Annotated in this window: 12 protein-coding genes and 2 pseudogenes; 7 read left to right on the top strand and 7 right to left on the bottom strand. The window is 53.2% G+C overall.

The window, feature by feature from the left end; translation table 11 throughout:
* The first annotated feature begins 81 nt into the window (after positions 1-81).
* The 6 genes from rpsF to CA264_RS01250 all read left to right on the top strand — a co-directional run bounded on the left by rpsF (position 82) and on the right by CA264_RS01250 (position 8,005).
* Complete coding sequence (gene rpsF / locus CA264_RS01275; RefSeq protein ID WP_025604010.1) at positions 82-450, top strand: 30S ribosomal protein S6; 369 nt, start codon at positions 82-84, stop codon at positions 448-450.
* Complete coding sequence (rpsR, locus tag CA264_RS01270; RefSeq protein ID WP_007652662.1) at positions 450-701, top strand: 30S ribosomal protein S18; 252 nt, start codon at positions 450-452, stop codon at positions 699-701. The genes rpsF and rpsR overlap by 1 nt, the downstream gene beginning before the upstream one ends.
* 12 nt (positions 702-713) lie before the next feature.
* A complete protein-coding gene (gene rplI / locus CA264_RS01265; RefSeq protein ID WP_025604009.1) occupies positions 714-1,157 on the top strand; it encodes a 50S ribosomal protein L9 in 444 nt (147 codons plus the stop codon).
* A gap of 99 nt (positions 1,158-1,256) precedes the next feature.
* Positions 1,257-2,237, top strand: a complete 981-nt coding sequence (locus CA264_RS01260; protein WP_025604008.1) for a GSCFA domain-containing protein — start codon at positions 1,257-1,259, stop codon at positions 2,235-2,237.
* A 227-nt stretch (positions 2,238-2,464) separates the two neighbouring features.
* Positions 2,465-4,528 carry a thioredoxin domain-containing protein gene (locus CA264_RS01255; protein ID WP_025604007.1) on the top strand — a complete coding sequence of 688 codons (2,064 nt, stop codon included), beginning with the start codon at positions 2,465-2,467 and terminating at the stop codon, positions 4,526-4,528.
* A 177-nt stretch (positions 4,529-4,705) separates the two neighbouring features.
* The gene (locus CA264_RS01250) at positions 4,706-8,005 is read left to right on the top strand and encodes an amidohydrolase family protein (protein WP_036774982.1); all 3,300 of its coding nucleotides are present in this window, start codon (positions 4,706-4,708) and stop codon (positions 8,003-8,005) included.
* Positions 8,006-8,130: 125 nt separating this feature from the next.
* On the opposite strand, the gene CA264_RS01245 is transcribed toward CA264_RS01250, so the two are convergent.
* The 3 genes from CA264_RS01245 to CA264_RS01235 all read right to left on the bottom strand — a co-directional run bounded on the left by CA264_RS01245 (position 8,131) and on the right by CA264_RS01235 (position 11,356).
* Complete coding sequence (locus CA264_RS01245) at positions 8,131-9,312, bottom strand: serine hydrolase domain-containing protein (RefSeq protein ID WP_025604005.1); 1,182 nt, start codon at positions 9,310-9,312, stop codon at positions 8,131-8,133.
* A gap of 238 nt (positions 9,313-9,550) precedes the next feature.
* Positions 9,551-10,318: a tellurite resistance TerB family protein gene (locus CA264_RS01240; RefSeq protein ID WP_025604004.1), complete on the bottom strand. Its 768-nt coding sequence runs from the start codon at positions 10,316-10,318 to the stop codon at positions 9,551-9,553.
* 90 nt (positions 10,319-10,408) lie between these two features.
* Positions 10,409-11,356: an NAD(P)-dependent alcohol dehydrogenase gene (locus tag CA264_RS01235; RefSeq protein WP_025604003.1), complete on the bottom strand. Its 948-nt coding sequence runs from the start codon at positions 11,354-11,356 to the stop codon at positions 10,409-10,411.
* A 448-nt stretch (positions 11,357-11,804) separates the two neighbouring features.
* Between CA264_RS01235 and CA264_RS01225 the strand changes: the two genes are divergently transcribed.
* Positions 11,805-13,694 (top strand): CocE/NonD family hydrolase, encoded by a 1,890-nt coding sequence (locus CA264_RS01225; protein WP_025604001.1) that lies wholly within the window; start codon positions 11,805-11,807, stop codon positions 13,692-13,694.
* 172 nt (positions 13,695-13,866) lie between these two features.
* Here CA264_RS01225 and CA264_RS21735 read toward each other — a convergent pair whose 3' ends face one another.
* The 4 genes and pseudogenes from CA264_RS21735 to CA264_RS22465 all read right to left on the bottom strand — a co-directional run.
* Positions 13,867-14,598 carry a T9SS type A sorting domain-containing protein gene (locus CA264_RS21735; protein WP_162912049.1) on the bottom strand — a complete coding sequence of 244 codons (732 nt, stop codon included), beginning with the start codon at positions 14,596-14,598 and terminating at the stop codon, positions 13,867-13,869.
* 171 nt (positions 14,599-14,769) lie between these two features.
* A pseudogene (locus CA264_RS22470) lies at positions 14,770-15,612 on the bottom strand (immunoglobulin domain-containing protein); the annotation flags it as partial.
* Between the two features lie 610 nt (positions 15,613-16,222).
* A complete protein-coding gene (locus CA264_RS21730) occupies positions 16,223-17,278 on the bottom strand; it encodes a T9SS type A sorting domain-containing protein (protein WP_211332060.1) in 1,056 nt (351 codons plus the stop codon).
* 51 nt (positions 17,279-17,329) lie between these two features.
* Positions 17,330-18,085: pseudogene (locus tag CA264_RS22465) on the bottom strand (immunoglobulin domain-containing protein); the annotation flags it as partial.
* Between the last annotated feature and the right edge of the window lie 798 nt (positions 18,086-18,883).

Here is an 18,883-nt window from a genome sequence, read left to right as displayed (position 1 = left end):
AATTATCTATCGCAATTTCTTGCTAAAAACAAAATAGGCCCTTACCTTTGCAGGCTAAAATTATAAACATAATTCGAACCGATGGAATTGAGAAATTACGAAACTGTCTTCATTCTGACGCCTCTGTTGAACGAGGTGCAGATGCAAGAAACGGTCGAGAAGTTCAGAGAGGTGCTTAAGGAAAATGGCGCCGACGTTATCCACGAAGAAAACTGGGGTCTTCGTAAACTGGCTTATCCTATCCAGAAGAAGTCTACAGGTTTCTATCACCTGATTGAGTTTAAGGCTCCTACCAACGTGGTAGACGCTCTTGAGCTGGCTTATCGCCGTGATGAAAAAGTAGTTCGTTTCTTGACAACTGCCCTTGATAAGCACGCAGTGGCTTACAACGAGCGCAGAAGAAACGGCGAGTTCAAATCACAAGCTAAAAAAGAGGAGGTTAAAGGATAATGAGCTTAGTTAACGAAAGAGTACACAAACAAGAAAACCGTCAGAAATACTGCCGTTTCAAGAAGAGCGGTATCAAGTATATCGACTACAAAGATGGTAACTTCCTGCTGAAGTTCGTGAACGAGCAGGGTAAGATCCTTCCTAGAAGACTTACAGGTACTAGCCTGAAGTTCCAGCGTAAAGTGTCTCAGGCGGTTGCCAGAGCAAGACACCTTGCGATTTTACCTTATGTAACGGATTCTTTAAAATAAGGAGGGCTAACGATGGAAGTAATACTTAAAGACGACGTTAAAGGCCTTGGCTACAAGAACGACATTGTTGAGGTTAAACCAGGCTACGGCCGTAACTACCTGATCCCACAGGGTCTGGCTGTTATCGCTGACAAGTCTAGCAGAAAAGTTGTAGCTGAAAACATCCGCCAGGCTGCGCACAAAGCTGAGAAGATCCAGAACGATGCACAGGAGCTGGCTAACAGCATCGGTGCTATCACGCTTGAGCTTCCTGCTAAAGTGGGTGAAACCGGCAAAATTTTCGGTTCTGTAACTACTAACCAGCTTTCAGAGGCTCTGAAGGCAAAAGGATTTGATGTAGACCGTAAGCGTATCTCTTTCGACCAGGATGTGAAAACTGCTGGCGATTACACTGCTACGCTGAACCTGCACAAAGAAGTGAAGCACCAGGTAAACTTCACAGTAGTTGCTGAATAAGCACACCAAGAAGACTACTACTCTAAGCGTCCTGCCCAAACGGCAGGACGCTTTTTTTTCGCCATATTGCCGTATAAACCAAAGAAAAAGCGCTCGAATATGTTCCGAACCGAAGTACAGGTATCCCCCGCAGACCTTAACCTAACGCTAAAGCAGCAGGTGCTGACCATGGGCTCCTGCTTTGCCGAAGTGATCGGCAGCAAATTGCACCAAAACAAAGTGGATGTTCTTGTCAACCCCTTCGGCACCATCTTCAACCCTGTCTCCGTTTGCCTGCTGCTGCAGTCAGCGCTGGGCAAGCCCTACAGCTTTAAGGATAACCTGGTAGCACAAAACGGGGTCTGGTATGCCTACGACCTTCACTCCTCCCTTTCCAGCCAAAGCAAAGAAGCACTGTTACAGACCGTGCAGGAGCGGCAGGCGCAATGCAGGAGTTACCTGCGGCAGGCGTCCCTCCTGATTATAACCCTTGGCACCGCCGTGTCTTACCGCCTGAAGCAAAGCGGCAAGCTTGTCGCCAACTGCCACAAGTTACCCGCCGCCAACTTTGTGCGCGAGCTGCTGCCCCTCGAGGAGATGCAGGCTGCCTTTGAGGAGACATACCAGCTCCTGAAGGCGGAGAACCCAACGCTGAAGGTGCTCCTGACGGTCAGCCCTGTACGCCACACCAAAGAAACCATTCCGGTGAACAGTGTCAGCAAATCGCTGCTGCGGGTGCTGAGCCACCAACTGCAGGAGGCGCATGAGGATGTGCTGTATTTCCCGGCTTATGAGATGATGATGGATGACCTGCGCGACTACCGCTTTTACAAGGAGGACATGCTGCACCCCACGCCCCTGGCAGAAGACTATATCTGGCAAAAGTTTGTAGATGCCTTTTACGCCCCGGAGTTCAGGCAGTTTATGGGCCGATGGGCAAAAGTGCAGCGGGCAGTGGCACACCGGCCTTTCCACCCATACACAGCAGCACACCAAAGCTTCGTGAGAAACACGTTGGAGCAGATCCAGACACTGGAACGCACCTACGGCATCAGTGCCAGTGCAGAAACAAAGGCGCTGCAACAGCAGTTAACGCCGTAGCCCCGCGTGCCTGTCTACTACTTTTACCAGCCCTGTCCGTAAGAAAAGGAAGATAAGGGTACTGCGCACACAAGAAGCCTCCAGCTTTTTATACTTCTACCTTAGTGCAGGCAAGGGAAGCATCGGGCGCAAAACAGGCCAGCGCAACCCTGTGCGTCTGCACCGTGGCCGCATGAAGCCTTGCGCAACCTTAGCCCTTGTCTCACTCACCGAAAACACGTACGACTATGGCAGTAGACAAACAACCCAACCGACTCATACATGAAAGCAGCCCCTACCTCCTGCAGCACGCCTACAACCCGGTAGACTGGTACCCTTGGGGGGAGGAAGCACTGCAGAAGGCAAAGCAGGAGGATAAACCGATCATCGTCAGCATTGGCTACGCCGCCTGCCACTGGTGCCACGTGATGGAGCACCAGTCTTTCGAGAACCCAAAGGTGGCCGCCATCATGAACAAGCACTTCGTTTGCGTTAAGGTAGACCGGGAGGAGCGCCCAGATGTAGACGCCGTGTACATGGATGCGGTGCAGGCCATGGGGCTGCAGGGAGGCTGGCCACTCAACGTTATCCTGAACCCGGAGGCGCAGCCCTTCTACGGCGGCACCTACTTTCAGCCGCAACAGTGGATGCGCCTGCTGCAAAACGTGGCCGAGGCCTATGAGTCTAACCGTGCGGAGCTGGACAGCTCTGCGGCGCAGTTCGTGCAGCATCTCCGCCAGAGCGAGTTAGATAAGTACGGGCTGAAGCAGGGTACGCTGCAGGTGCGTGAGGAGGACTTCAGGCTGATGTTTTACAACTTCAGCACCCACTTTGACAAAAAGCACGGCGGCCTCTCCCCCGCCCCAAAGTTTCCGATGCCAACAAACTACCTCTTCCTGCTGCGCTACCACCACCATACCCGGGATGAGCAGGCACTGGAACACCTGCACCGTACGCTGCGCGAGATGGCGTACGGCGGTATCTACGATCAGGTAGGCGGAGGCTTTGCCCGCTATTCCGTGGACACAGAGTGGCTGGTGCCGCACTTCGAAAAGATGCTCTACGACAACGGGCAGCTTATCAGCCTGTATGCGGAGGCGTACCAGGCAACACACGAAACACTGTACCATGACGTGGTGTATGAGACGATCGGATTTGTGGAGCGTGAGCTGATGAGCAGGGAAGGAGGCTTTTACTCCTCTCTGGATGCAGACAGTGAAGGAGAGGAAGGCCGCTTCTATACTTTCACCAAGGATGAGCTGCACAAGATACTGGGCACAGAAGAGCCTTTGTTTTCCAAGTACTACCATGCCACTGCCGCCGGCAACTTTGAACATGGGCGCAACATCCTGCACCGCCGCATGTCCGACGAAGAGTTTGCCAGGGAAAACGAGCTGGAGCTGGATGTGCTACAGGACATGGTGCAGACCTGGAAAGAAAAGCTGCTGAAAGTACGCGCCAAGCGGGTGCGCCCAGGCCTGGACGACAAAATCCTTACTTCCTGGAATGCCCTGATGCTGAAAGGGCTGGCCGACGCCTACTACGTTTTCGGCAACAAGCGCTTTTTGGACCTGGCCCTGCAGAACGCCCATTTTATACTTGATAAGCTCCGGCAAGGCGACAAACTTTACCGAAACTATAAAAAAGGCCATGCCACCATTGACGGGTTTCTGGAGGACTACGCGCTGCTGGCCCAGGCCTTTATCCGCCTCTATGAGGTAACCTTTGACGAACAGTGGGTACAGGAGGCAAAGGACCTCACGGACTATACCCTGGCGAACTTCTTTGATAAGGCGGAAGGCATGTTCTATTTCACAGACAAAAACGCAGAGAGGCTCATCGCCCGCAAGAAGGAGGTCTTTGACAACGTCATTCCGTCTTCCAACTCCGTAACGGCCCTTAACCTGCACATTCTGGGTTTATACTTTGGGGAGGAACGCTACACGGAGCTGTCTGACAAGATGCTGGCGCGGATGAAAGACCTCGTGGTCAAAGAGCCCTCGCACCTGAGCAACTGGGCAACGCTGTACTTCCACAAGCTTACACCCACAGCCGAAGTCGCCATTGTAGGGCCGAAAGCACCGGCCATGCGCGCGGAGCTCAGCTCTTTTTACCTGCCCAACATGATTCAGGCGGGAAGCCTGGAGGGGGGCAGCAAGCTACCGCTGCTCCAGGACAGAACGGCCATACAGGGCAAAACCACCTTCTACGTCTGCCACAACCACACCTGCCTGCTACCCGTGCACTCAGCGGCAGCCGCCCTGGAGCAACTACAGGAGAAGCCGCCGCAGGACAAATTCCCGGCACTTTAAGCTTATCCCGCCCACTGCCACCGTAAAGCACGCAGTACATAAGCAGCAGCCCTTCGTTATCTGAGCCGGGGCTGCTGCTTCTTGTTTATAGCAGCGGCCAAACAGGCAAACAATGTTTCTCCCAAAGCACTAAATCCTTAACTTAGAGGCTCAACTAACCTAACTCCTACTCTACTCATGAATAAACGCACTTATCTGAGTATATTCCTGGCGGCGGCGCTGGCGCTCCCTTACAGCGCGGCACAGGCCCAGGACAAAAAAGAAGACGCTAAATGGAAGGTGGACGCCGCACACGGGCCACAGAAAGAGGTAAGCATCACGACCAATGAAGGTACCTGGATGAGCGTAGACGTGAGCCCGGACGGCAAAGAGATCGTTTTTGACATGCTCGGCGATATCTACATCATGCCTTTCGCCGGCGGCAAAGCAAAGCTGCTCCGCACCGGTCGCCCTTACGAGGTACAGCCGCGCTTCAGCCCGAACGGCCAGTATATTTCCTTTACCTCGGATGCAGGTGGCGGGGATAACATCTGGATCATGAAGCGCGACGGCTCTGATGCCAAGCAGATTACCAACGAAAGCTTTCGCCTGCTGAACAACGCGGTCTGGACACCGGACGGTGAGTACATTGTGGCCCGGAAGCACTTTACCAACACCCGCTCCCTGGGCGCCGGCGAAATGTGGATGTACCACCGCACAGGCGGCACTGGCGTGCAGCTCACCAAGCGCAAAAACGACCAGCAGGACGCCGGGGAGCCTTTCGCCTCGCCGGACGGCAAGTATGTGTACTACTCCGAAGACATGAGCGGGGGCTCCACTTTCGAGTATAACAAGGACCCCAACGGCCAAATCTACGTGATCCGCCGCGTAGACCGCTATACCGGGGAGATAGAGAACGTAATCACGGGTAATGGAGGGGCCGTGCGCCCGGTCCTGAGCCGCGACGGAAAGTACATGGCCTTTGTGCGTCGCGTGCGCACCAAGTCGGTGCTGTTTGTGCATGACCTGCAGACAGGCGAGCAGTGGCCGATTTACGATAAACTGAACCACGATCAACAGGAAGCATGGGCTATTTTCGGCGTGTACCCGTACTTCTCCTGGACACCGGACAACAAACACCTGGTGTTCTGGGCCGATGGAAAGATCAACAAAATTGACGTAGCCACGCAAAAGGTAAGCAACATTCCTTTTGAGGCAACGGCAACCCACTATGTGGCCGACGCCGTCCGCCACGACCACAGCAAAGACGGCGGCGTTTCGCCAAAGCAATTTACCGCCAAGGCCATTCGCCACGCCGTTACCTCTCCCGACGGAAAGACGCTGGTGTTTAATGCCGCCGGCCACATCTATAAAAAGGAGCTGCCGAACGGGAAGCCGGAGCGCATCACCAAAAGCCAGGACTTTGAGTTTTACCCTGCCTTTTCGTCGGACGGCAAGCACCTTGTGTACTCCACCTGGAGCGACGACAGTTACGGAGCCCTTTACAAGCTCGATATCCGCAGGAAGAACGCAAAGCCTGCCAGGCTCACCGCTGATAAGGGCTTTTATACAGAGCCTACCTTCTCTCCAAACGGCAAGTACATTGTGTACAGCAAAGACGGTGGCAACAACCACATGGGCTATGCGCACGGAAAGCAGCAGGGTATCTACTATATGCCTGCAGACGGCGGTAAGGCTACCCTTGTGCAGGAGCGAGGCTCCTCTCCGCTCTTCAACGCCACTTCAGACCGCGTGTTCTTCACGGGCAGCGAGGGCGACAAGTATGCTTTCAAGAGCGTGGACCTGAACGGGAAGAACGAGCAAACGCATTATACTTCGAAGTACACCGACCAGTTCTACCCCAGCCCGGACAACAAATGGATAGCCTTTGTGGAGCTGTTTAACGGTTATGTGGCTCCTTTCACGGCCAACGGAAGCGGCCTTGACCTGAGCGCCGACACCAAGGCTGTTCCGGTTGCTCGCTTCACCCGCGACGCCGGCACCAGCATCCACTGGTCTGCCGACAGCAAAAAGGTGAACTGGGTGCTGGGCGATGAGTACTTCTCTAACGAGCTAAAAGAGCGCTTCGCCTTTGTACCCGGCGCTCCGGACCAGCTGCCTACCATCGACACCACAGGTACAAAGATCGGGCTGGAGCTGCAAACGGATGTGCCGGAAGGCAAAGTAGCCTTCACCAATGCCCGCATCATTACCATGAAAGGTGACGAGGTAATAGAAGGCGGCACCATCATCGTAGACGGCAACCGCATTGTGGCAGTCGGCAAAGACGTGGACGTGCCGAAGGATGCCAAGGTGATCGATGCCAACGGTAAAACGATCATGCCGGGCATTGTAGATGTGCATGCACACTTAGGCACCTTCCGCCTGGGCATGAGCCCGCAAAAGCAGTGGTCTTACTACGCCAACCTTGCCTATGGTGTAACCACCACCCACGACCCTTCTTCTACCACCGAGATGGTCTTCAGCCAGTCGGAGGCCGTGAAGTCGGGCGCAATGGTAGGCCCGCGTATTTACTCTACCGGCACAATTCTGTACGGCGCTGACGGAAACTTTAAGGCCGTCATCAACAGCCTGGACGATGCCCGCTCACACCTGCGCCGCCTGAAGGCCGTTGGTGGTTTCTCTGTAAAGAGCTACAACCAGCCACGCCGCGAGCAGCGCCAGCAGGTAATTGAGGCGGCCCGCGAGCTGGACATGAGCGTGTACCCGGAAGGAGGCTCCACTTTCTTCCACAACATGTCGATGGTACTGGATGGCCACACCGGCATAGAGCACAACATACCGGTAGCACCCGTATACAAAGACGTGACGGAGCTGTGGAAGGCAACCAAGGTCGGCTACACACCTACCCTGATCGTGAACTACGGCGGCAACTCCGGTGAGTACTACTGGTATCAGAAAACCAACGTGTGGGACAAAGAGCGCCTGCTGAAGTTTACGCCACGCTCTATTATAGACGGCCGCTCACGCCGGGTTACACTGGTGCCCGACGAAGAGTATGAAAACGGGCACATCGCCACCTCCAAAGCTGCCAAGGCCCTGGCTGACAGCGGCGTGAAGGTTAACCTGGGCGCCCACGGGCAGTTGCAGGGCCTGGGGGCACACTGGGAGCTCTGGATGCTGCAGCAAGGCGGCATGACAAACCTGGAGGCTCTACAGTCAGCTACGATCAACGGGGCAGCGTACCTGGGCATGGACAAGGACCTGGGCTCGCTGGAGGTAGGCAAGCTGGCCGACCTGATCGTGCTGGACAAGAACCCGCTGGAAAACATCCAGAACTCTGAGCACGTGAAGTACACGATGGTGAACGGACGCCTGTACGATGCCGCAACCATGGCAGAGGTAGGCAACTATGATAAGAAGCCAAGCAAGTTCTGGTGGGAAAACGACAAGTATGCCACCGCCTTTGACTGGCACGAAGGCACAGACACACGCTTTGAAGGCATTGCCGGCGAGCACTGTGTTTGCCGCCACTAAACTTCTCGTAAGAAGTACAAAAAGAGAGGCCACTCCATCTGGGGTGGCCTCTCTTTTTGTTTACGGCTACACAGCGCGGGCAGCTTCTGTTAGCGCCCTCTGAGGAAACAGAAAGGTCGGCGCTTTTACTCCTTTACTGCCGCAAGCACCCGCTTGAACAGCTCATTCTGGTTGCCGTTATGCCAGCGCCACACTATAACTATACCATGCGCTGGATCTACCCAAACAGTATTTTGACCGGCGCCTAAGGCCGCATAGCTGGTGGTAGGCGCGTCGGGCCAGGCTTCGCCGCCGGTGTTGAGCCACCAGAGGTAACCGTAGTCCGGGCCGACGGGGCCACGCTGCGTAGTAGCCTGTTTCACCCACTCCTCCGACACCAGTTGTTTGTCTTTCCAAAGCCCGTTGCGCAGAAACAGATAGCCAAAGCGCGCTTCGTCGCGGGCGCTGATCCATAGGCCGCCACCCCAGCGCGTGCCACCGCTCACCGACGGCATCAGTTGCTCGTTGATCACCACATTGGAGTTTCGGTAGGGCACCCAACGCCAGGTGCCGGACGCCCCGATCGGGTCCATGACCTCGTCCTTCAGCACTGCTGGCAACGGCTTCTCCCAAAGGCGCAGCAACGAAAGCGCAAAGCGGTTGATGCGCGTATCGTTGTACTCGTAGAAAGCACCCGGCTCCTGTAGCTCCCGCAGCTTTCGCTCGCCCCGTCCGAAGGCTTCTTTACCTACAAAGTCATCCTTCTTGCCCCACATCTCCCCTTGCCACTCCGAGGTCTGGCGGGCATGGTGCTCCCACGTAACCTTCCTGTTATGCTCCGAAGCGTAGCCGCCGTCTTGCACATACTTTGCCACCGGGTCGTTTATGCTCTGGATCATGCCCCGGTCCAGCGTGAGCCCAAGTATGGTTGAGAGAAAACTTTTGGCGACGCTGTAGGTTGGGTCAGGAGCCTTGGTATCGCCCCACTCCGCTACAATGTACCCGTCTTTCAGGATGATGCCGTTCGTGCTGGCCCTACTGGCGGGCAAAGGCCCCAGCGGCTCACCAAAGATCTCGGCCTGGGTAGAGAAGTCTTTGAGCATCTGCTGCGTTTCCTGAGTTTGGGCCCATGTTACAGCCTCCTGCAGTTTGGCGGCATCCAAACCCAGTTCCTCCGGGTTACGGTGCTCCCACGCATCTCCTTGCCCGGGGTAGTAGTACGGTTGCTGCGCCTGCTGCTCCTGTACGGTAACAGCCTGCTGGGGCTGCTGCTGACAGGCGGTAAAGCCCAGCGCCAGGAGCAGCAGGAAGTAAGTGTGTCGAATCATGTGAAAGGATTGGTTTCTTACTAAATCTAGCAAAAAACACCCACTCCCTGAAAGGTAACATAAAGAAAAGCCGCTGCGCAAAGCCTATAAGGGAACAGCGGTATCGCGTAGGCTCCCTTTTGAGCAGTAATAAAAAACACAGAGCTTATAGCCAATGGAGGAGAGAGACTAGTTTGTGAAGCAGCAGCCGGTGCAGGCAAAGAGGCATGGCACCGGCCACCTCTCTTTGCCTTAGAAGCTACCAGCCAAACCCGCCGCGGCGCCTGCCACCGCCCAGGATGCCGCCCAGTAAACCTCCGAGCCCGCCAGACTGCATGCCGCCATAGCCTCTCCGCCCGTTCAGGCCGCCAAGTATGGAGATGATGGAGCCCAGGCCGCCGCCGCTTCTGTACATACCGCCCCCCATCAACCCGCCTAACAGGCCACCGCCATAGCGGCTACGCCTGCGCCCGCCCATCATTTTGGCCAGCACCAGGGGCGCCAGTACGCCTAACATACCCTGTACCATCTGCGGCGATATACCCGCCTTCTTAAACATGTCCCCGAAGCCGTTCTTGTTCATAAAGCTCTGTGAAGTGGGGTCTTCGCCCTGCTTCTGCGCCTCATCCGCTTTGTTTACATACTGCTCCAGTATACTGTACTGCTTCTGGTCCACGCCTAGGTAAGCGGCCATGTCCTCAATGTGCTTCTGCTCATCCGGCGTATACTTCCCGTCTGCCTTCGCAAAGCTGATAATATCTGTGAGGAGAGAAAAGCGCAAGGGGCTGCCCTTCAGCGTATCCAGGCACTTCTGCAGGCTAATCTGCGAGGGGTTCCGGGCTACCTGCTCCACCTCCTGCTGTAGGTTCTCCGGCAGCTCTGCCGCCTCCCCCATCATGTATAAAAACTCAAGCTCCTCCTCCGAAGCGTGCCCGTCAGCGGAGGCCATCGTGGCCAGGGCGCCAAAGTAAGCCCCTTTTTCCTGTATTGGATAATCCTTTAGAAGTGTCGTCTGTTCCTGTTCCATTTGCTTTCGGTTTTGTGTTAGCCTTTGATCTAACGGCTGCTGTAACGGGAAGTTAGCATTTGTGCTCGCCTGATTGCGAGGCACTCACACTTACTCCGACACCAGTATGATTTTGCCGGCAGCATGCCCCTGCTCACTGTAGCGGTGCGCCGCTGCCGCCTCTTGCAGCGGGTACTCCCTGTCTACCACTGGCTTTACCTTACCGGCCTCTATCCAGGAGCTGATCAGCTTCAGGTCTTCGGCTTTGTCGTTGGTGAAGAGGGCTCTGAGCTTTTTGTCAGAGAAAACGGACAGGGCAAAGCCAAAGGCAACATCCTTCGGGTCGGGCACCGTGGTTACGTAGCGGCCGTTATGGCGCAGGCTTGCTTTGCTGTCGAAATACGTGCTTTTGGCAACCGCGTCAAAAATCAGATCATACTTGTCTTTGGCTTCCGTGAAGTCTTCTTTTTTATGATCGATGACGTGGTCTGCGCCGAGGCTCTTTACCAGCTCCACATGGTCTGTGCCACAAACGCCGGATACCTCTCCTGCCCCCAAAGCCTTGGCTAGCTGCACGGCAAAGGAGCCTACGCCGCTGGAGGCACCGTTTACCAGCACCTGCTCGCCCTGCTCCAGCTCCCCCTTGTCGCGCAGCGCCTGTAAAGCGGTAAGAGCGGCCAGCGGCACAGCGGCAGCCTGGGCATAGTTTAGGTTTGGCGGAACCATAACGGCAGTACCCTCCGAGATAACCGCATACTCTGCGTTAGCACCTCCGTTGCGCGTGTCCGTCATGCCGTATACCCGGTCTCCCACCTTAAAGGACAGCACTTTGCCGCCCACCTCCACCACTTCGCCGGCAATGTCGCGGCCGGGTATTTTGGGGAAGTTGAGCCCTGAAACAGGCAGTAGCTTTCCTGCGCGTATTTTCCAATCCACGGGGTTAACGCTGGAGGCGTGCACACGCACCAGCAGCTGGTGGTCATCTATGCCGGGCGTTGGCTGCTCCCCGAACTGCAGCACATCGGCATCGCCGTACTTTTCATAATAAACTGCTTTCATAGTCTCTGTTTTCCTTAGTGTCAGTTCTTATGCGTACGGCCTATACCGCCCGCTGTTGATTTTATACCCGGATAAGCACCTGTGGACTATAAAAAAGCAGCCCAGCGATTAGCCAAAACCCGCCCTACATCCGCAGCCGCCGTTTGGGTGCGTCCTTCCAAGCCGTGCACCGAAACGGCCGAACCTTTCACCGCTCAGGTAGCCTGTGGCTGGCACCAGCAAAAGTAAGATCGCCCGATTAGCCTGGTTCTTGAGCGCTTTGTTTTCATCAGCGGCTTGTTCCAGGGTCTCCACAAAATCAATAAAAAAGCTGTGCACAGGCATGAGGCTCATACTATATAAGTGCTGAAGTATACTTCTACCTCCTTAGCGCCGCCACAGCCATACCATTTAAAGTATAGAATACTTACCTTCAGGGTTTGAACCTTAACTCACTATCACCTAACCTATGACCAGAACAAAAGACCTGCTACAGCCACTGGTGTTGCTGCTGGTGCTTTGCCTGTTTGCCTCCCAAAGTATGGCGCAGCAGGTAAACGAAGACTCGCTCTACATCCGGCAGCACTACGAGAAAGCCACGTTCCAGATACCGATGCGCGACGGTAAAAAGCTATTCACGGTGGTGTACTCCCCGAAGGATAAGAGCAAGAAATACCCGATCCTGATGAACCGCACGCCCTACTCAGTTGCGCCCTACGGTGATGGCATGAAGACAAGCCTTGGCCCCAGCTCCACGCTGATGCGCGACGGCTACATTTTTGTGTACCAGGATGTGCGCGGCACCTTTATGTCTGAGGGTGAGTTTGTGAACATGACCCCACACATCGAGAAGAAGAAAGGCAAAAAGGACATAGACGAAAGCTCCGACACCTACGACACGGTGGACTGGCTGGTAAAGAAGCTGGATAACGACAATGGCCGCGTAGGCCAGTGGGGCATCTCGTACCCGGGCTTCTACACCGCCGCCGGACTGATGAGCAACCACCCGGCCCTGAAAGCAGTTTCGCCGCAGGCACCCATTGCCGATTGGTTCTGGGATGATTTTCACCACAACGGCGCTTTCTTTCTGCCGCACGCCTTTAACTTCCTGAGCGTGTTCGGACTGCCCCGGCCGGAGCTGACCACCGACTGGAACGAGCGCTTTCAGCATGGCACCCCGGACGGCTACGAGTTCTTTATGCGCATGGGCCCGCTTAAAAACGCCAACGCCAAGTACCTGAAAGACAGCGTGGCTTTCTGGAACGAGATGATGGCGCACCCGAACTACGATGCGTTCTGGCAAAAGCGCAACCTGCTGCCTCACCTCAAGAACCTGAAAGGCACTGCCGTGATGACGGTTGGCGGCTGGTATGACGCCGAGGACCTGTACGGCCCGCTCAAAATTTACCAGGCTATCGAGAAGAACAACCCCAAGCTAACGAACATGATCGTGATGGGGCCTTGGGTACACGGCGGCTGGGCCCGCACCGACGGCTCCAGCATCGGCAACGTGCACTTCGGGCAGAAAAACTCACCGTGGTACCAGCAGGAAGTAGAGGCGCGCTTTTTTAACCATTACCTGAAAAACGACGCCAAGCAGCCGGTAAAACTCCCGGAGGCCATCATGTTTGAAGGCGGTAACAACCAATGGCGCGAGTTTGAGGTATGGCCGCCAAAGCAGGCGCAGGACCGCACGCTGTACTTCCATGAAAACGGTAAGCTGAGTTTTGAGGCCCCAGAGGCAGGAGAAGTACAGGCAAGTGAGTTTATCTCCGATCCGGCCAAGCCCGTTCCCTTCACCGAGGAGGTAGCCATCGGCATGACGCGCGAGTACATGACCGACGACCAGCGCTTTGCCAGCCGTCGCCCGGATGTGCTTGCCTTCCAGACGGATGTGCTGACCGAAGACATAACGCTGGCCGGAGCCATACTGGCGCAGCTAAAAGTAGCCACCTCCGGCTCCGACGCCGACTGGGTAGTGAAACTCATCGATGTGTACCCAGACACAGCACAGGCAAACCCGCACCAACCGGACAAGCCCATGGGCGGCTATCAGGCAATGGTGCGAAGCGAGGTTTTCCGCGGCCGTTTCCGCAACAGCTTCGAGAAGCCCGAGCCCTTCACGCCGAACCAGGTAACGCCGGTAAACGTGGAGCTGCAGGACGTGCTGTATACTTTCAAGAAAGGCCACCGCCTGATGGTGCAGATCCAAAGCACCTGGTTCCCGCTGGTGGACCGCAACCCGCAGAAGTACGTGCCAAACATTTATGAGGCCAACGAAGAAGATTTTATCAAGGCCACCCATAAAGTATACCACACGCCGCAGCAGCCAACCAACCTAAAGGTAAAGGTGCTGTAGCCTCTGCTTTGCAGAAGTTTTAAAGCTCCTGCGCAAGTATAAACATAAGGTTTTTGCAGGGGGTGATTCCACTCTGTGCAGTAAAGCCCTAAAACACAGCAAGTACATATTACACATAAAGCAAAAGAGCCAGGTGAAACACCTGGCTCTTTTGCTTTAAACCCTATTAATTCTACTTCTTCAGCAGCTTGAAGCTCCTGACAACGCCGCCCATCTCTGTGCGCACGAAGTAGATGCCCTTTGGCAGCGCCGGCGCCAGCTGGACCCGCTCCAGCGACTCGCCCCTGCCCAGTTCCCTTGCCTGGCTGGCCACCACCCGGCCCATCGCGTCCAGCACCTGCAGCTGCAGCTGCCCGCCGGCCTCCGCCTGCACCGCCACGCTCACCTGGTCCCCCTCCAGCGGGTTGGGGAAGGCCCTGATGCTGTAGCTCACCGCGCCGAAGCTCACCGCCTTGGCCGTGTAGTAGGCAAACTGCCCGTCGCGGTCCACCTGCCTGAGGCGGTAGTAGCGCGTGCCGTACTTGCCGTTCTCCGTGTCCGTGTAGCCGTAGGACTGCTTCACCTGCGCGTCCCCGTTCTGCGTGCCCACGAAGCCCAGCGCGCGGAAAGCCCGACCGTCCTCCGACACCTGCACCTCGAAGCCCGCGTTGTTCTCCTCCGAGGCCGTCGCCCAGCTCAACTGCACGTCCTTCCCTTGCCGCAAAGCCGTGAAGTAGATGATCTCCACGGGAAGCGGCACGATTACTCCTGTCTCTATCGACTGTATACCTGACGCAGGCAAGCCGGAGAAGCAAGCCGTCTCCTGGTTTGGAGTTATATCCACCCTAACTTCATATGACTCCGACGGCACAGAGGCTACACTGAACGTCTGCAAGGAAGCGCCTGGCTGCAGAACCCAATCCACACCTTTGTTTTTAGTGTACCATTTATATGAAGCCGCGTAACCGTTAGTTGTTATCTCTGACTCAGCTGTAAAGGTTGCCGGCTTTCCAACTTCTAGTTTTTCCTCTGGGTGCTCTGTGTCTATGGCTATTCTTCCGGCTGTCACTGTAATTGTCTCCTTTATAGTGACAGTTACAGGCTTTATATCTGAGCAGCCGGTTGAGTTAGTGCCTTTTATGTAGTAAGTGCCCGACGCAGCTACTGCGCCTGGGTTAGCCAAAGCCGTGGTCGCAGTCGCATCTGTAAAGTAGGTGTATGTTAAACCGCTTGTGCTTCCGGTTTTTATAGCTTCAGCAGTCAGGTCAACCGTTGCGGGGGAACACACTGCCGCTGGATTTGTAATGACTACCGTAGCTGTTGGGTTCACTGTAGCAGTAACAGGAGTTCTTGTACTCTCACAACCACCGGGAGCCGTCATAGCTACATAGTAAGAAGCACTTGCCGTTTGGTTAGGTATAGTGTACGTGGAGCCCGTTTCTCCTATGATAACAGTTCCGTCAGGTCTGTACCATTTATAGCTTGCACCTGCCGGGGCACCTGAAGCACTTAGTGTCACTTGGCCAGGACAGCTTTGTACAGGTTGAGCCGTAGGAGGACCTATCACGAATAGTGATTGAGGGACTGATGCTTCCCATTTGTAGTTACCACTGTTACCGTTCGCGTTTTGCACAGTTACTGATAAAACCTGAATAGTGGTGAAGGCTGTTGACGGGATTTTAAATGTCGCAGTTGCCGCAGTAAAGCCCTCTGCTTCTGGATAGACATCAATGCTCAGGCTCGTAGCAGCGTTGGAAACGTTTAACCTAAAGCGTCCATCAGTTTTAGCATTACCTGCTTTTGTATCAAAGTTACTTCCTGTTACTTTCAGTGTTAATTCACCTCTGTTAACAGTCACACAAGAAAAGTCAACAGTAGACAGGACTGGAACACTCTTTTGTGCATAAACATGGCTGAACGTCCCTGAGACTATCAGCATAAGCAACATGTATAACGATCTAATAAATTTCTTTGTAAAAATTGTTCTCATAAGAAAGGGTTTAAAGGGTTTTGGTTGTATAGAGTCAATTATTTATACAAAAAGGTCAATCGGGAAAAATAGAGGCAAAGTAGTAGCACCCACGATTTAAAATCGTGCTAAAACACACCAGAATATCATTATCCTCGGCGTTACTGCGTTAAAATATCGTCGTCTTGTCTCTCAGTAAAGCAGCCCATTTGTAAATGTACTTTTATAAAACTTAATTATAAGCACATCACAAAGGCACAAAAGGTATTAATTGTGTTTGATATATAACTTAAACCACTGCAAGTATACAAAGGAATGTTTCACATTAAAACATACAGATAAATATATTTTTATCTATCAAATATATTATTGCACTATATTAAACATTAAATCAATATAATATTTACATGATGTCAAAACATCGTACACAGACACGGGTCTAAATATCAGACAGATATACCAAATAGGGAATCACGCATGTTAACAAGAAACCTAATATCTATTTGTACCAAAAAAAATTAGTTTAAAGCAAAAGAGCCAGGTGAAACACCTGGCTCTTTTGCTTTAAACCCTATTAATTCTACTTCTTCAGCAGCTTAAAGCTCCTGACAACGCCGCCCATCTCTGTGCGCACGAAGTAGATGCCCTTTGGCAGCGCCGGCGCCAGCTGGACCCGCTCCAGCGACTCGCCCCTGCCCAGTTCCCTTGCCTGGCTGGCCACCACCCGGCCCATCGCGTCCAGCACCTGCAGCTGCAGCTGCCCGCCGGCCTCCGCCTGCACCGCCACGCTCACCTGGTCCCCCTCCAGCGGGTTGGGGAAGGCCCTGATGCTGTAGCTCACCGCGCCGAAGCTCACCGCCTTGGCCGTGTAGTAGGCAAACTGCCCGTCGCGGTCCACCTGCCTGAGGCGGTAGTAGCGCGTGCCGTACTTGCCGTTCTCCGTGTCCGTGTAGCCGTAGGACTGCTTCACCTGCGCGTCCCCGTTCTGCGTGCCCACGAAGCCCAGCGCGCGGAAAGCCCGACCGTCCTCCGACACCTGCACCTCGAAGCCCGCGTTGTTCTCCTCCGAGGCCGTCGCCCAGCTCAACTGCACGTCCTTCCCTTGCCGCAAAGCCGTGAAGTAGATGATCTCCACGGGAAGCGGCACGATCGGGGTAGAGCGTACTTGTAAATAAGTGGCATCGTAGCACGACCCGCTCATCTGTGTCATGTCGCAGCGAAACTGCAGGCTACCTTTAGGCACTCTTGCTAAGCTCAGCTCACTGGTACTACCGGCCTGCTGCACAAACTCGCCACCGTCTATGCTCATGTACCATGTAAAGCTGGCAGCATGCCCCCTGTCTATAATTTCTGAGTTCAACACAATCGTAGCTGGTTTGCCAATCTCTATGTCATCCGGTATCTTAATGTCAGATAGAGCTGTTGTGGGATTTACAACGACAGTGACAGGCTTTATGTCTGAGCAGCCGGCTGAGTTAGTGCCTTTTATGTAGTAAGTGCCCGATGTAGCTACTGCGCCTGGGTCAGCTAAAGCCGTGGTAGCTGCCGCATCTGTAAAGTAGGTGTAGGCCGAAACGTTTGTGCTTCCGGTTTTTATAGCTGCAGCAGTCAGGTTAACCGTTGCGGGGGAACACACTGCCGCTGGGTTAGTGATTTGCACAACAGGAGTTGCAACAACAGTAACGGTTACCTTGCTTTTACTGCTTTCACAATTGTTTTGATTTACTGTGCTTACCCAATAGTCCTTTTTGCTTCCTGTAAGGGGGCCTGTTGTGTATGTTGCCCCTGTTGCCACAGCTATAGCGTTATTTCCGTTGGTATCATACCATTTATACGTACTACCGGCAGGAGCCCCCGAAGCCGTTAAAGTTGCCGACCCCATAGGGCACACGCTTGTATTAGATACAATTGGTGCAGCACTGCCTGTAATCGCTTTCACTAGCACCCTGTTACTTTCACAACCAGTAGCGGTATTCACAATAGACACATAGTAGCGGTATTCACCAGGTGAAAGCGAGGGAGTTTGGTAACGCGCAGTGGTTGCTATGACCGCCCCCCCTGTTGGCTGGTTGTACCAACGATAGCCGTAACCTGTGGTCGCGCCTGAGGCAGTCAAGGTAACGCGGCTATTACCAGTACGACAAGCTATAACATCTGCTGCTGTTGGTGTCGGTGGTGAGATACAGGTTTGTGTGACGATAAGATCATCTAAAACCAAAGATATCTCTGTATTAGACCAAATAGTTGTTCTGTCAACAAGAAGAGCTAAGAATAAGCTTTGACTACTAGTCACGGAAAACTTATTTGATGTAAAAGTCGCATAATCTGAACTATTCACGTTATCTCCTGAAGAAGTGAGAATAACATTAGTGCCAGTAGCGCTTCGAGCATTAGCTGCAGATGTACCTCTGTTTATTTCAAGTTTACCTGATGCACCTCCCATTCTTGCTCTTACAGAAACCTGATATTCGTAACCAGGTTGTAGTGTAAGAGAAGGGTTAACATTAACATATCCTGAATATTGCCTTCCCCACACAAGAAAAAAGTCATACGCTCTACCTGTTACTGACAGCACCCCATTACTTACATTACCTGTTCCTGCATCAAGACTGTAGCTCACTCCATCTGGGCTAGAGAAATCCATCTTTTTAACCTCAGTCGTCTGTGCAGTAGCCACAGTAGAGGCTAACAAACAAAAGAGAAACAGCATGTAAGCTGCGGTGGACCTTTTGAGCTTTGATTGGGGTGCTTCAAAGAATAGCTGCGTAAAACTTCTTTTCATAAAAAGGGCTTTAAGGGTTATGGCTGTATAGAGTCAATTATTTATAAAAAAAGGGCAATCCTAAAAAGTGCAGACAAGAAATCCCCACCCACGATCTGAAACCGTGCTAAAAAACATAAGAATTTAACCAAATTTTAAAGTAGCAGATATAGGCTGCTCTTAGCTTATCTTAGCTTTAGAAAATAAATAATTTTACCACTCTTTTATTTTACTTAAACAGTAATGAAGGCTTAAAAAGGTATTTATTATATTAAATACTATACTTAACTAGGACACAAACATACAAAGGCTAAACATATATTAAAAGATAGTGATCAATATATTTTAATTAATCACCTATTAATTTGCACTAAAAACAATTAACAGTAACTATTTAGTATCCGTGTTTGAAGGCCCACAAGTGCACACAGGTCTATTTAACAGACACATATACCAAATATGGAATAACAACCCTAAATC

This window comes from Pontibacter actiniarum (genome assembly GCF_003585765.1).
GTDB lineage: Bacteria > Bacteroidota > Bacteroidia > Cytophagales > Hymenobacteraceae > Pontibacter > Pontibacter actiniarum.
This window is presented reverse-complemented; position numbering and strand designations above follow the sequence as displayed.